This is a genomic window from Caulobacter sp. AVps18 (assembly GCF_058681425.1).
Genome location: NZ_CM178737.1, coordinates 236,780 through 249,470, shown reverse-complemented (window position 1 = coordinate 249,470; position 12,691 = coordinate 236,780). Strand labels below are relative to the sequence as shown.

The window sequence follows — 12,691 nt, the reverse complement described above, 5'->3', positions numbered from 1 at the left end:
TCGTCAACGAACAATGTTTCCGGGAGAAGAGTGCGTGGATCTGATCAGCCAGACGGTCGTGGACGGCAAGGCCGGTCCGGGGGCCGGAACGACTTATCCGACCCTGCCAGGTGTCGACCTGGCCGATATCTTCGGCTTCACCAAGGGTCAGCCCTTTGCCGACTATGCCCGGATGCGGGTCGAGGCGCCGGTGATGTGGCATGCCGAGCCCTATGGCGGCCCAGGCTTCTGGGCCGTGACCCGGCATGAAGACGTCATGACTGTCAACGGCGACCCGACCACATACTCGTCGCAGCGCGGCGGCATCCTGATGTCGGTGGGCCCGCCCGAGAAGCGCCACGCCCTGCTATTCCGGGCGTCGATGGACGCGATGATCAATCTCGACGCGCCGCATCACCTGCAGCTGCGTCGCGAGCACATGCCCTATTTCACCCCGTCCTATCTGCGCGGCATCACCGAGGCCGTGAAGGGCGAGGTCACCCGCCTGCTGGACGCCATGGAGCCGCTGCTGGAAGGCGGAGCGACCATCGACATGGTCGAGCACTTCTCCAGCGTGCTGCCGCTGTTCACCCTGTGCGAGATCCTGGGCGTGCCGCCTGAGGATCGCCCCAAGTTCCTGAAGTGGATGCACTATCTGGAACGGGCCCAGGACCTGGCCGTGCAGCAGGCCGCCGCGCCGATCACCCCGACCCTGGAGCTCATGCAGTTCGTCATGGACTTCAACAATAACGTCGAGGAGATGTTCGACTACGGCCGGATGATGCTGCTCAAGCGTCGCGAGGATCCGAAAGAGGATCTCCTGACCGCCATCGCTCGCGCCCAGGTCGACGGCGCGCTGCTGGCCAATGAGTATCTGGACGGCTCGTGGCTGCTGATTGTCTTCGCCGGCAATGACACCACCCGCAACACCCTGTCGGGCGCGATGAAGCTGCTGACCGAGTTCCCCGACCAGAAGCAGCTGCTGATCGACAATCCGGGCCTGATGGGCGGGGCGGTCGACGAGTTCATCCGCATGGTCAGCCCGGTGATCTACATGCGCCGCACGGCCACGGCCGATGTCGAGCTGAACGGTCAGATGATCCGTGAGGGCGAGAAGGTGATCATGTACTACGGCGCGGCCAACCGCGATCCGGAGGTCTTCCCCGAGCCCGACCAACTGGACGTGCGTCGGCCCAATGCCGGCAAGCACATCGCCTTCGGCTATGGCCCCCACACCTGTATCGGCAAGCGCGTGGCCCAGATCCAGCTGGAAGAAGCCTATCGCCAGATCCTGGCCCGCTTCCCCGACCTGGTCGCCACCGGCGAGATGGAGATCGCGCCCAACAACTTCGTGCACGCAATCAGCAAGCTGATGGTCAAGCGGGGGTAGGGGATAGAGCCTCCCCCTCTGGGGGAGGTGGCCCGAAGGGCCGGAGGGGGCGAGCTCGGCTTAGGCCGCATTAGCCCCCTCAGTCGCTCCGCGACAGCTCCCCCAGAGGGGGAGCATCTCCGTTGCTTGCCCCTAATTCATACGCGTGTTTGACTGCCTGAAAATCAGGAGGAGCCATCCCATGTCGCAACCGACCTTCGAGACCCTGCTCTATGACGTCGAGGACGGGATCGCGACGATCACCCTGAACCGGCCCGAGCGCATGAACGCCTTCACCGCCCGGATGATGAAGGACCTGATCGAGGTCTTCGACGTCACCGACGCCGACGATGCGGTCAAGGTGGTGATCGTCACCGGGGCGGGCCGGGCGTTCTGCGCCGGGGCCGACCTGGGCGCCGGCGGCGCGACCTTCGACCGCACCTCGCCCCAGGCGCTGGAACGCGAAGAGGGCAAGGTCGGTGACATCTATCGCGACGGCGGCGGTCGCTGCACCCTGCGCATGTATGAGAGCCTCAAGCCGATCATCGCTGCCGTGAACGGCGCGGCCGTGGGCGTGGGCGTGACCATGCAACTGCCGATGGACATCCGTCTGGCCTCGACCGACGCCAAGTTCGGCTTCGTATTCGCCCGGCGTGGCATCACGCCCGAGGCGGCTTCGTCCTGGTTCCTGCCGCGTCTGGTCGGCATGCAGACGGCGCTGGAGTGGTGCTACACCGGCCGCGTGTTCCTGGCCCAGGAAGCCCTGGAGCGCGGCCTGGTGCGGTCGCTGCACGCGCCCGAAGATCTGATGCCCGCCGCCCGGGCCCTGGCGCGCGAGATCGCCGACAACACCGCGCCCGTCTCGATCGCCCTGACCCGGCAGCTGCTGTGGCGCATGGCCGGCGCCGAGCATCCGATGGAAGCCCACAAGGCCGACAGCCGCGCCATCCAGTCGCGCGGCTCGGCGGGCGACGCCAAGGAAGGGGTCAGCTCGTTCCTGGAGAAGCGCGCGCCGACCTATCCCGACAAGGTCTCGGCCGATCTGCCTGACATCTGGCCCGAATGGGGCGAGCATCCGTTCCGATAGGGCGAAGGCGTCACCATATCCTGATTGTCGGCCCGGCTTGATCACCGGACGTTAAGGACGTTCTGGTCAGTTCGGGGCGACCGTCAGGATAAGCATGAGCGACCTCGCGCCGAACGACCCGTTCTCGACCCCGACGCCGCCCCGGCCGCCGGCGCGGTCCCGCGCGGCCCTGCTCAAGCGGCTGGCCGACGTGGTGTGCCTGCCCGCCAGCCGGGTCAACGCCTTCGAGCGGGCCATGACCGCCGACCTGCTGGTGGACATGCTGCGCGACGCCGTCGTCGAGGAGCGCGAGAAAGTCGCACGTCGCCTCGCCAACCTGACCGAAATCCCCGGCGGCCTGGTGCGTCTGATCCTGCGCGACGAGGTGACGGTGTCCAGGGCGCTGCTCGAAAACTCGCCAACCCTGGGCGACGCCGACCTGATCGACTGCGCCCGCCAGGCCACCCAGGAGCACCGCAAGCTGATCGCCCTGCGCCGCGGCGTGGGCGAGATGGTGGCCGACGCCCTGGTCGAGGCCGGCGAGAGCCCGGTGATCGAGATCCTGCTGCGCAACGAACTGACGCGGTTTGGCCACCAGACACTGGAGACCGTGGTGGCGATGACGCGCGACAACCCGCGCATGATCCCGCTGCTGCTCCGCCGTGTCGAGCTGCGACCCAGCCATGCCTATGTGCTGTTCTGGTGGGCCGATGCCGAGGCGCGCAAGCTGATCCTGCAGCGCTTCGCCGTCTCGCGCGAGATCCTGCAGGACGCCGTAGGCGACCTGTTCGCGATCGCCTCGGAAGAGGGCTGGCAAGACCCGCTGTCGCGCAAGGCTCTACAGTTCATCGAGCGCCGCCAGCGCAACCGCGCCGCCATTGCCAAGAGCCCCTATGAAAGCCTCGACGAGGCCATAGCGGCGGCCGACACCGGCATCACCCGTGAGATCGCCGAGGAGATCTCGTATCTTTCGGGCCTCAAGCCGATGACCGGTGCCAAGATCTTCACCGACCCCGGCGGCGAGCCCCTGGCCATACTTTGCAAGGCGACGGGTCTGCCGCGTGGCGCGATCCGTTCGCTGTGGCGCGGCCTGCGCCGGCCGGAAACCGACGCCACAGGTGCGATGGCACCCGCCCTGGAACGGGTGATGGCCACGTTTGACATGATCGCGGTCGACCGCGCCCAGACCGTGTTGCGCTACTGGAACTGGTCTCTGTCCTCGGCCCTGACTCCGGCGCTGCTCAAGGCCATTCGCGAAGGTGATCAGGCCGCCATCGACGAATATTCGGTGCCACAGCGCGCCGCCATGCTGGCTCTGTCGCGCGACTTCAAGCGATAGGGTCCAATATCGCTGAACGCATTCAGCGAATTTCACCCTGCACCACCTGAATGAACGCTCCGCTGGCGCGCGCCTGCGTTGAGCTACGGTGCCATCTGCACTTCCCGACATTGCCGGGCGTGCTCAATATCTGTATCCAGCCGAACACTGGTCTTGGAATCAGGCTAAAAATTTCAACAAATCAAGAACACGACGGGCAGGCGAACATGGATGACCAATCCGACCTCATCGAGATGACGGCGGGGATCGTATCCGCCTATGTCGGCAATAACACCGTGGCGATCACGGACCTGCCGGCGCTGATTCAGCAAGTACAACGCGCCCTGGCCTCCGTCGGTGGGGCGGCCGAGCCCGAGCCGGCGGCGCCCAAGGAGCCGGCCGTTTCGGTCAAGCGCTCGATCGCGCCGGACTATCTGATCTGCCTGGAGGACGGTCGCCGCTTCAAGTCGCTCAAGCGCCACCTTCGTACCAAGTACGACATGAGCCCTGAAGATTACCGGGCCAAGTGGGGTCTGCCCAAGGACTACCCGATGGTTGCTCCCAACTATGCCAAGGCCCGTTCCGAGCTGGCCAAGCAGATGGGTCTGGGCCAGGGCGGCCGAAAGCCCCCGCGCAAGGGAAAATAGCCGAGTCTGATCAAACCTTTGTCGCTTTTGTAGCGGCTAGTGGCGTGACGCCCGTCATCCGAGTCGGATGGCGGGCGTTTCGCTGGATGGTTGACTCTGCACCGAAATCTTGCCGGGAGGCGCGGTTTTCGCTTGCCGCCGATTCGTTCCTTAAGCGATAGTGAATCGTCGTGATTCCAACGGCTTGTTAAGGAATCTGAAGATGAACGCGCAGATGAGCGCCTCGGCCACGGCCGCCCGCGCTCACCAGGAGATGTTCGCCTATTGGGCGTCCCTCCGCCGGGGAGCCTCGCTCCCGGCGCGCGCAGACCTGAACCCTGTGGGCATCAAGCGCATGCTGCCCACGGTCAGCCTCATCGATGTGGTGAACCAGCCCCGCGACTACCGCCTGCGACTGGCCGGAACGGGCCTGTACGGCGTCTATGGCCGCGAGATCACCGGCAAGAGCCTCAGCGACGTCTACAACACCGCTGCTTCTGACTACTGGCGTAAGGAACTGGACAAGGTGGTCGATGGCCGCCGTCCGGGCGTCGGTGTTCACAGCATGGCCTGGCGCGGCGCGCCGCACATGTCGATCCTGTGGCTGCGTCTGCCCCTGGCCAGCAACGGCAAGGATGTCGACATGATCCTGGGCTATGACGCCGTGATGGGCTCGGCCTCTGAGCACGGCTTCAGCGGGATCCGGGCGGCTTAGGGACGTTTGACGGAAGCGCGATTTCAGCGCTCTCTCCCTGAAGTGGCAGGGCTTCGGCTCACTGCCTATGACATGCGCAACGAGGCTTAGACGTGACACCGCCCTGGTCCGCTATCCTGTGGTGGGAACTCCGTCGCGTCCCATTTAACATCGCCCTGGCGATTGCAGGTTTCGCGACACTTGCCGTGGTCTACACGATTGGCGGCCGTTTCACGCCGCCTGGTGGTGACGTGATCGAGCCCACCCTGCTGCTGCTGCTGGTCGGTGGCTATGCCGTCGCGGCCAACATCGCCTACACAATTGGCTGGATCAGCGAGTGGCTTTGGTCCGCCGGCAAGGTGGAAGTCACCGCCCCTATGAGGCCTGCAGCCTTCAAGTTGGGTCTGACGTTCTCCTTCCTGCTCACCCTGGCCCCGGCGGGCCTGATCCTTTTGCTGTGGGCGATCTTCGGCTTCCAGTAAGCGCCTTGCTTCGCCAGCAAGGCCCCGACCTCTCAAGCCCAAGCAGGCGCCCAGCCGATTGCGGCGCCATCGGCGCCATCGGCGTCTTCAGCCTTCGTCGACGGCGGTCTCGATCGGCGGGGGAGTCGTTTTCGGCGGCTAGCGCGCTGGCCGAGGTGAAGACCGGTGGCAGCACTGCGGCCTGCCCGGATCATCGCGGCGCGCATGGTCGCTTTCAGTCGATCCAGGCGCGCGGTCGCCGCGACGATTGCCACGGCGGCGAAGGCGTCCAGCAGCGTGGCGATGTCGAAGGCAGTCAGCCAGAGCAGACCTTCGGGCACGATCATGCCCAGAACGCGCAAGCCCTCGCTCTCGGCGAAGTTCACCATCAGAACGGTTACCGCAGCCAGGACCAATGCCAGCAGAACGCTGGTCGGCGTCAGTTTCGACAGGATGCGGGCTGGCACCTCGACCATCCACCGCCATAGGGCCCTTCCAAGCGCCGTGTCCGGCGCGCCGACAATCAGTAGAAAGGCGGCTAATAGGATCAAGGCCAGCATGACAAGCTCCAGCCGGTGCGTCCGGCGGAGCTGACTTGGGAAGGCCCGACGCGAACTTCAACGCCACGTTGCGCAGGAGGCATCACCCCTCCAGAAACGCCTCGACCTCGCGGCGGTTCGGCATCGACGGGGCGGCGCCGGACTTCTGCACCGAGAGGGCGGCTGCGGCATTGGCCAGTTCGACGGCCTCGCGCAGGTCCATGGCGGCGGCGAGGCCGGCGGCCAGGGCACCGCAGAAGCAGTCGCCGGCGCCCGTGGTGTCCAGCGCCTTGACCTTCTTGCCCTCGACCAGGAAGGCCTCGTCACGGCGCACGGTGGCGACACCCGCCGAGCCCAGGGTGACGATGACGGTCTGGTCCGGCCGGCTCATCAGCTTGCGGGCGGCCCGCGACACCTCTTCCAGCTTCACCGGCTCGGCGGTCAGCTTGGCAAAGGTGGCCAGCTCGGTCTGGTTGACGATCAGGATGTCGGTGTGCGGAAACAGGGTCGCGCCGTGGGGCAGGGCGGGGGCGGCGTTCAGGATGCGCAGCGAGCCCTTGGCGGCCCCGGCCCTGAACAGCGCCTCGATCGCGGCGACCGGCGATTCCAGCTGGCTGAGCAGAACGCGCTGGCCCTCGATGGGCGTGGCGGCGACATGCGCGGGGGTCAGGGCCGAGTTGGCTCCGCCGGTGACCACGATCATGTTCTCGCCGCTGGAGCCGACCCAGACATGGGCCTGGCCCGTGGGAATGCCGGTCAGTTCGGCGACGTCAGCCACCTGCACGCCATAGCCGGCCAGCTTGGCCTTGATGCCGGGACCGGCGTCGTCCTTGCCGACCGCGCCCATCAGGCGGGTGGGCGCGCCCATCCGCGCGGCGGCGACGGCCTGGTTGGCACCCTTGCCACCGGGAAACAGCTCCAGCGACAGGCCGGCCACCGTCTCACCGGGACGGGGCAGGTCATCGACACGCGCCACGGCGTCCAGATTGATCGAACCCAGCACGAAGACGGTCATAGCTCTAACCCAATTCCAGAATTTACGCGGGTTGCGGGCGGAAAACCGCTTCGCAGTCTTCCTCGGCCCGCTTCACCCCCCAGCGCCGCGCTGGAAACTTTCAACCAGGCTTCCTGCGACGAGTCGCCAGCCGTCCACCAGCACGAAGAAGATCAGCTTGAACGGCAGGCTGATCGTGGCGGGGGGCAGCATCATCATGCCCATGCTCATCAGCACGCTGGCCACCACAAGATCGATCACCAGGAACGGGATGAACAGCAGGAAGCCGATCTCGAAGGCGCGCTTGAGCTCCGAGATCATGAAGGCCGGCGTCACCACCTGCAGCGGGGTGTCGGCGGCGGTCTTGGGGGGGGGGATCTTGGACAGTCGCACGAACAGGGCCAGATCCTCGCGGCCGACCTGCTTGAGCATGAACTCCTTCACCGGCCCGCCGGCCGCTTCGAACGCCTCGGGCAGCTCCATCTGCTGGTCCAGCAGCGGCTTGACGCCCAGGTCGTAGGATTTCTCGAAGGTCGGCCCCATGACGATGGCGGTCAGAAACAGGGCCAGGCTGATGATCACCGGATTGGGCGGGCTTTGCTGCACGCCGATGGCGGTGCGCAGCAGGCCCAGCACCACAACGATCCGCACGAACGAGGTGGTCATGATGACGATCGACGGCGCCAGTGACAGGACCGTCAGCAGGCCGACCATCTGGACGACGCGCTCGGACAGCCCAGCCCCGGTGCCCAGATTCACATTGATCGCCGACGAGGCGAAGGCGGCGGCGGGCAGCACCGCCGTGCCAAAGGCCACCAGCACGGAGATCAGCGCTGCCCGGCGCACGTCGGCTGCGTTGGCGCCGATAATCGATTTGAACAGGCTGCGCATCAGACCACGGGCTCCGGGGCGTGAACGACATTGGGGGCGGGGCCAAGAACGGGGGCAGGCACGACGACGGCCTTGGGGCCCCAGTCCAGCAGCTTGCCCTCGCCCAGCAGCATCAGACGCTCCTCGCCGTCCAGGCTGAAGATCACCAGCCGGCGGGTGGGGTCGAGCGCCAGGCTCTCCACCACTCTCAGCCGGCGGATCTGCCGGGCCGTGACCAGGCGCGACAGGGTGTCCGGGCCAAACCGGCGCAGGGCCACGGCGGCCAGGCCGATCAGGCCCAGGGTAACGGCCAGGGCGGCGGTGGCGCGGATGAGTTCAAGGATGTCCATGGCGCCCGGAAATGCTGTGGCGAGACAAGATGGCGCAGGCCAAAGAGCTTGCAGGGACTGGTGTGCCCTATGCTCCTTAATGCCCGATTAACCCTGTTTCTTCACCATGATCGCCATGGGTCCCGACGACATTCCCCTTTTCGGCATGCTCAAGAGCCGCCTGGGCTATCTGGCCCAGCGTCAGAAGGTCGTGGCCCAGAACGTGGCCAATACCGACACGCCCGGCTATACGCCGCGCGATCTCAAGGCCTACAGCTTTCAGGCGTCGCTGATGAACCAGGGCTCAGGCCAGGTCTATCGCGGCGGCCGCGTCGCCCCGACTGGCGGCGTGCAGATGATGGCCACCGCACCCTCGCACCAGTCTCCCAGCCGCGCCGCCTCGGCCTGGCGGGCGACCGCGACCGCAGACTCCGAGACCACCCTCGACGGCAATGCCGTGACGCTCGAGGACCAGATGCTCAAGATGGCCGACGCGCGCATGAACTATGACGCCGCCGTCGGCTTTTACCAGAAGTCCATGACCATGCTGCGGATGGCCGCACGCAAGGTTAACGGCTGAGGAGGGATCAGATGCCCGAGATCAAGTCCCAGTCGCTGGCGACCATGGCCGTGGCCACCTCGGCCCTGCGCGCCCAGCAAGGCCGCATGCGGGTCATCGCCGAGAACATCGCCAACGCCAACTCCACGGCGCGCACCGCCGGCGGCGATCCCTATCGTCGTCAGGTACCGGTGTTCCAGCCTTTCAAGGTGGACGGCGGCGAGGGGGTCAAGATGGTGCGCGTCGATCCCGACAAGAGCGACTTCAAGACCGAGCTCGACCCGGGCAACCCGGCCGCCGACGCCAAGGGCTATGTCAAGCTGCCCAACGTCAATTCGCTGGCCGAGGCGCTCGACATGAAAGAGGCGCAGCGCGCTTACGAGGCCAACCTCAACGTCATCGAGACCGCGCGCGCCATGCAGTCGCGCACCCTCGACATGCTGCGCAAATAGGGCCTGACCGATGATCACCGCACTCGCCGCCGCCAAGGCCTATGCCTCGCAGGGCGCCATGTCCGTCGGTTCGATCGGTGGCGGCGGCGCTGCCGCCAAGGGCGTCGACTTCGGCGAAATGCTGAAATCGGCCATGGACAATGTCAGCCACACCGCCAAGGCGGCCGAGCACCAGATGGCCGCCCAGGTGGCCGGCAAGGCCGAGCTGATCGACGTGGTCACCGCCATCTCGTCGGCCGAGGCCAGCCTCGAGACCGTGATGGCCGTGCGCGACCAGGTGATCTCGGCCTATCAGGAAATCATGCGGATGCCGATCTAGGGGACTGCTGCCGAACCCTCTTACGCCCTCGCCGGTCGCGCGCCGGGAAGGGCTCGCAGCCCAGCCGACGACAGGATTCAGGAGCAGTACGTGATTGTTATTCTTGGGTCGGTCGATGTCGGGCCCGACAAGCTCGAGTCAGCCTTGCAGTTGGCGCTGGAGCATTGTGGTCGGTCACGCGCAGAGCCCGGTTGCGTGTCGCATGACTGCTTTCAGGCCGTCGGTCGTCCCAACATCCTGCAATTTGTCGAGGTCTGGTCGGACATGGCGGCCCTGCAGGTTCACTTTGCCCTGGCCGAGTCCAAGCAGTTTGCGGCCCAGATCAGTGCGCTGGCCGTCTCGCGGCCGACCATGCGGATTATGCAGGCCCAAGAGCTGGGCTGAGCCCCGCCAGGGCCGCAGGTTTCAGGGCTGCAATGGCATCAAGGCGGCGGAGGCGGAATAGAGCCCGGCAAAGAGCTGCCGATCCACGACCAGAAAGCCGTGGCTGACCGCCCAGAGAGTCGTCCACAGCATGGCGTTGCCGACGGTCATGGCGAAGACTGTCAGGCCCAGCCGCCAGTGGCGCACGCCGTGCTTTTCACGAGGGTCAAAGGGGGCGGCTCGCCGGATCATGCTGCTCAAGGTCTCCGTTAACCCTGTGCAGGATCGAGATCGAGTCGGCCTTGAACCACTGCGACATTCGCCGCGCGGTGCCTTGTCGCACCCCTGCGACGCCATCGCGCTCAGCACACCCCCGGTAAATCCCCCGCCGTGCCGATCACCGCGCCAGAGCGCACCAGATGGTTGGCGGCCTCCATGTCCGGGTGGAAGTGGCGATCGTCGGTCAGGTGGGGGACCTGTTTGCGCAGCAGGGCGCGGACGGCTTCGAGGGCCGGGCTGGATTTCAGCGGGGCGTGGAAGTCGCAGCCCTGGGCCGCCGCCAGCAGTTCGATGCCGAGGATGGCGGTGGCCGACTCGACCATGACCAGCAGCCGCCGCGCGCCGTGCGCGGCCATCGAGACGTGGTCTTCCTGGTTGGCCGAGGTCGGGATCGAATCGACGCTGGCGGGATAGGCCTTCTGCTTGTTCTCCGAGACCAGGGCCGCGGCCGTGACCTGCGGGATCATGAAGCCCGAGTTGAGGCCCGGCTTGGGGGTCAGGAAGGCGGGCAGGCCCGACAGGGCCGGATCGACCAGCATGGCGATGCGGCGCTCGGCGATCGAGCCGATCTCGCAGACGGCCAGGGCGATGATGTCGGCGGCGAAGGCCACAGGCTCGGCGTGGAAATTGCCGCCCGACAGGGCCTCGTCGGGCCGCTCCCCCTCCCCAGGGAAGATCAGCGGGTTGTCAGAAACGCCATTGGCCTCATTGGCCAGGGTGAAGGCGGCCTGGCGCAGGATGTCCAGGGCCGCGCCCATCACCTGGGGCTGGCAGCGCAGGCAGTAGGGGTCCTGGACCCGCTCGTCCTCCTTCAGGTGCGAGGCGCGGATGGCCGAGCCGGCCATCAGCTCGCGCAGGGCTGCAGCGGTCTCGATCTGGCCGACATGGCGGCGCAGGCGGTGGATGCGCGGATCGAAGGGCGTGTCCGAGCCCTTGGCGGCCTCGGTCGACAGGGCCCCGGTGACCAGGGCCGACTGGAACAGCAACTCGGCCTCGAACAGGGCGGCCATGGCATTGGCGGTCGAGAACTGGGTGCCGTTCAGTAGGGCCAGACCCTCCTTGGGGCCCAGGGTCAGGGGCGACAGGCCGGCATCGGCCAGGGCCTGGGCGGCGGGCAGGCGGACGCCGTCCACAAAGATCTCGCCGACCCCGATCATGGTCGCGGCCATGTGGGCCAGAGGGGCCAGGTCGCCCGAGGCCCCGACCGAACCCTGGCAGGGCACGACGGGCGTCAGGCCTTTTTCCAACATGGCCTGCAGCAGCTTGACCGTCTCGACCCGCACGCCCGAGGCCCCCTGGGCCAGGCTGGCCAGCTTCAGGGCCAGCATCAGGCGGATCACCGCCACGGGCGAGGGCTCGCCCGTCCCGGCGGCATGCGACAGCACGATATTGCGCTGCAGGGTCTCCAGATCGTCGTCGCCGATCCGCACGCTGGCCAGTTTTCCAAAGCCGGTATTGATGCCGTAGACCGGCTCGCCGCGCGCCAGGATGCGCTGCACGGCCTCGGCGCTCTGTTCGATCACCGGCCAGGCGGCGTCGGGCAGCCGCGCGGGCTCGCCGCGATAGACCTTCTTCCATTCGACGAGGAACACCTCGCCCGGATGCAGCACGACCATGGTCAGAGGGCCTTCTGGAGGGCACCGGACCGCTTGTGGCCGGCTTTAATATGTATAGACATATTGCAAGGCGACGGCGCGAGTCCAGCGTGCGACGCAAAGGTTTCGGAGAGTTCCGGCGTGACCAGGCCCGTGTCGCTGCACCAGCGCATCCGCGATGACATCGAGGGCCAGATCCGCTCGGGTGCCTGGCCGGCCGATCACCGCGTGCCGTTCGAGACCGAACTGATGGCCCAGTATGGCTGCGCGCGGATGACGGTCAGCAAGGCCATGGCGGCTCTGGTCGAGGCTGGACTGATCGTGCGGCGCAAACGGGCCGGCTCGTTCGTGGCCCGGCCCAAGGTGCATGCGCCGGTGCTCAACATTCCCGACATCCCCTCGGCGATCCGGGCGCGGGGCGAGGCCTATGGCTTTCGCCTGCTGCTCAGCCGGGTGCGCAGCCCCGATCCCGCCCTGCCTGACGAGGTGGCCCTTGCCGCCGGTGGCGCGCTGCTGGAGATCGAGGGCGTGCATGATGCGGCCGGGCGGCCTTTCGCCCTGGAGCGCCGCCTGATCGCCCTGGTTGCCGCGCCGCAAGCGGCCCGCGCCGACCTCGCGACCACGCCGCCCGGTGTCTGGTTGCTGGAAAAAATCGCCTGGACCCAGGCCGAGAGCCGGATCAGCGCCGTCAATGCGGACGAGGACATCGCGACCCTGCTCGATCTGCACGAGGCCGCAGCCTGCCTGGTCGTGGACCGCCGCACCTGGCGCGGCGGCGAGCCCGTCACCCGCGTGCGCCAGATCTTCCCCGGCGAGGCCTATGACCTGGTGGCGCGGTTTGGGCCATCAAGCTGACCTGTCCACAGCCAGTAATCTGGG

At 66.8% G+C, this 12,691-nt stretch carries 17 protein-coding genes; 11 read left to right on the top strand and 6 right to left on the bottom strand.

Annotated elements, in window-relative coordinates:
* Positions 1 to 34: 34 nt before the first annotated feature.
* From ACW179_RS01115 to ACW179_RS01090, 6 genes are all read left to right on the top strand, one after another.
* Entirely contained in the window at positions 35 to 1,369 is a 1,335-nt protein-coding gene (locus ACW179_RS01115; RefSeq protein ID WP_492062087.1) for a cytochrome P450, read from the top strand.
* A 181-nt stretch (positions 1,370 to 1,550) separates the two neighbouring features.
* The gene (locus tag ACW179_RS01110; protein ID WP_492062085.1) at positions 1,551 to 2,435 is read left to right on the top strand and encodes a crotonase/enoyl-CoA hydratase family protein; all 885 of its coding nucleotides are present in this window, start codon (positions 1,551 to 1,553) and stop codon (positions 2,433 to 2,435) included.
* Between the two features lie 94 nt (positions 2,436 to 2,529).
* Positions 2,530 to 3,753 carry a DUF2336 domain-containing protein gene (locus tag ACW179_RS01105; protein ID WP_492062083.1) on the top strand — a complete coding sequence of 408 codons (1,224 nt, stop codon included), beginning with the start codon at positions 2,530 to 2,532 and terminating at the stop codon, positions 3,751 to 3,753.
* 206 nt (positions 3,754 to 3,959) lie between these two features.
* A complete protein-coding gene (locus ACW179_RS01100; protein WP_492062082.1) occupies positions 3,960 to 4,379 on the top strand; it encodes a Ros/MucR family transcriptional regulator in 420 nt (139 codons plus the stop codon).
* A 196-nt stretch (positions 4,380 to 4,575) separates the two neighbouring features.
* The gene (gene mopJ, locus ACW179_RS01095; protein WP_492064235.1) at positions 4,576 to 5,073 is read left to right on the top strand and encodes a motility/cell cycle regulatory protein MopJ; all 498 of its coding nucleotides are present in this window, start codon (positions 4,576 to 4,578) and stop codon (positions 5,071 to 5,073) included.
* Positions 5,074 to 5,258: 185 nt separating this feature from the next.
* Complete coding sequence (locus ACW179_RS01090; RefSeq protein ID WP_492062080.1) at positions 5,259 to 5,534, top strand: hypothetical protein; 276 nt, start codon at positions 5,259 to 5,261, stop codon at positions 5,532 to 5,534.
* Between the two features lie 32 nt (positions 5,535 to 5,566).
* Here ACW179_RS01090 and ACW179_RS01085 read toward each other — a convergent pair whose 3' ends face one another.
* The 4 genes from ACW179_RS01085 to ACW179_RS01070 all read right to left on the bottom strand — a co-directional run bounded on the left by ACW179_RS01085 (position 5,567) and on the right by ACW179_RS01070 (position 8,266).
* Positions 5,567 to 6,073 carry a hypothetical protein gene (locus ACW179_RS01085; RefSeq protein ID WP_492062078.1) on the bottom strand — a complete coding sequence of 169 codons (507 nt, stop codon included), beginning with the start codon at positions 6,071 to 6,073 and terminating at the stop codon, positions 5,567 to 5,569.
* A gap of 82 nt (positions 6,074 to 6,155) precedes the next feature.
* Positions 6,156 to 7,067 carry a ribokinase gene (locus ACW179_RS01080; RefSeq protein ID WP_492062075.1) on the bottom strand — a complete coding sequence of 304 codons (912 nt, stop codon included), beginning with the start codon at positions 7,065 to 7,067 and terminating at the stop codon, positions 6,156 to 6,158.
* A gap of 72 nt (positions 7,068 to 7,139) precedes the next feature.
* A complete protein-coding gene (fliP, locus tag ACW179_RS01075) occupies positions 7,140 to 7,940 on the bottom strand; it encodes a flagellar type III secretion system pore protein FliP (RefSeq protein WP_492064234.1) in 801 nt (266 codons plus the stop codon).
* Positions 7,937 to 8,266, bottom strand: coding sequence for a hypothetical protein (locus ACW179_RS01070; RefSeq protein ID WP_492062073.1), 330 nt, complete (start codon positions 8,264 to 8,266; stop codon positions 7,937 to 7,939). The genes fliP and ACW179_RS01070 overlap by 4 nt, the downstream gene beginning before the upstream one ends.
* Positions 8,267 to 8,381: 115 nt before the next feature.
* Between ACW179_RS01070 and flgB the strand changes: the two genes are divergently transcribed.
* From flgB to ACW179_RS01050, 4 genes are all read left to right on the top strand, one after another.
* Positions 8,382 to 8,825 carry a flagellar basal body rod protein FlgB gene (flgB, locus tag ACW179_RS01065; RefSeq protein ID WP_492064233.1) on the top strand — a complete coding sequence of 148 codons (444 nt, stop codon included), beginning with the start codon at positions 8,382 to 8,384 and terminating at the stop codon, positions 8,823 to 8,825.
* Between the two features lie 11 nt (positions 8,826 to 8,836).
* On the top strand, positions 8,837 to 9,256 hold the full coding sequence (gene flgC / locus ACW179_RS01060; RefSeq protein ID WP_492062071.1) for a flagellar basal body rod protein FlgC: 420 nt from the start codon (positions 8,837 to 8,839) through the stop codon (positions 9,254 to 9,256).
* Positions 9,257 to 9,266: 10 nt separating this feature from the next.
* The gene (gene fliE, locus ACW179_RS01055) at positions 9,267 to 9,575 is read left to right on the top strand and encodes a flagellar hook-basal body complex protein FliE (protein ID WP_492062069.1); all 309 of its coding nucleotides are present in this window, start codon (positions 9,267 to 9,269) and stop codon (positions 9,573 to 9,575) included.
* 90 nt (positions 9,576 to 9,665) lie between these two features.
* The gene (locus tag ACW179_RS01050; RefSeq protein WP_492062067.1) at positions 9,666 to 9,959 is read left to right on the top strand and encodes a putative quinol monooxygenase; all 294 of its coding nucleotides are present in this window, start codon (positions 9,666 to 9,668) and stop codon (positions 9,957 to 9,959) included.
* Positions 9,960 to 9,980: 21 nt separating this feature from the next.
* Here the strand turns inward: ACW179_RS01050 and ACW179_RS01045 are convergent, their stop codons facing one another.
* Positions 9,981 to 10,190 (bottom strand): hypothetical protein, encoded by a 210-nt coding sequence (locus ACW179_RS01045; protein WP_492062065.1) that lies wholly within the window; start codon positions 10,188 to 10,190, stop codon positions 9,981 to 9,983.
* 110 nt (positions 10,191 to 10,300) lie between these two features.
* Positions 10,301 to 11,833 carry a histidine ammonia-lyase gene (gene hutH / locus ACW179_RS01040; protein ID WP_492062063.1) on the bottom strand — a complete coding sequence of 511 codons (1,533 nt, stop codon included), beginning with the start codon at positions 11,831 to 11,833 and terminating at the stop codon, positions 10,301 to 10,303.
* Between the two features lie 120 nt (positions 11,834 to 11,953).
* Here hutH and hutC point away from each other — a divergent pair, with 120 nt between their 5' ends.
* Positions 11,954 to 12,667 carry a histidine utilization transcriptional repressor HutC gene (gene hutC, locus ACW179_RS01035; RefSeq protein WP_492062061.1) on the top strand — a complete coding sequence of 238 codons (714 nt, stop codon included), beginning with the start codon at positions 11,954 to 11,956 and terminating at the stop codon, positions 12,665 to 12,667.
* Positions 12,668 to 12,691: the final 24 nt, after the last annotated feature.

Excerpts from the sequence above, each read along its gene's own strand:
- ACW179_RS01105 (WP_492062083.1), top strand. The coding sequence starts at position 2,530 with ATGAGCGACCTCGCGCCGAACGACCCGTTCTCGACCCCGACGCCGCCC.
- ACW179_RS01100 (WP_492062082.1), top strand. The coding sequence starts at position 3,960 with ATGGATGACCAATCCGACCTCATCGAGATGACGGCGGGGATCGTATCC.
- ACW179_RS01110 (WP_492062085.1), top strand. The coding sequence starts at position 1,551 with ATGTCGCAACCGACCTTCGAGACCCTGCTCTATGACGTCGAGGACGGG.
- ACW179_RS01085 (WP_492062078.1), bottom strand. The coding sequence starts at position 6,073 with ATGCTGGCCTTGATCCTATTAGCCGCCTTTCTACTGATTGTCGGCGCG.
- hutH (WP_492062063.1), bottom strand. The coding sequence starts at position 11,833 with ATGGTCGTGCTGCATCCGGGCGAGGTGTTCCTCGTCGAATGGAAGAAG.
- flgC (WP_492062071.1), top strand. The coding sequence starts at position 8,837 with ATGCCCGAGATCAAGTCCCAGTCGCTGGCGACCATGGCCGTGGCCACC.
- ACW179_RS01045 (WP_492062065.1), bottom strand. The coding sequence starts at position 10,190 with ATGATCCGGCGAGCCGCCCCCTTTGACCCTCGTGAAAAGCACGGCGTG.
- fliE (WP_492062069.1), top strand. The coding sequence starts at position 9,267 with ATGATCACCGCACTCGCCGCCGCCAAGGCCTATGCCTCGCAGGGCGCC.
- flgB (WP_492064233.1), top strand. The coding sequence starts at position 8,382 with ATGGGTCCCGACGACATTCCCCTTTTCGGCATGCTCAAGAGCCGCCTG.
- ACW179_RS01080 (WP_492062075.1), bottom strand. The coding sequence starts at position 7,067 with ATGACCGTCTTCGTGCTGGGTTCGATCAATCTGGACGCCGTGGCGCGT.
- ACW179_RS01070 (WP_492062073.1), bottom strand. The coding sequence starts at position 8,266 with ATGGACATCCTTGAACTCATCCGCGCCACCGCCGCCCTGGCCGTTACC.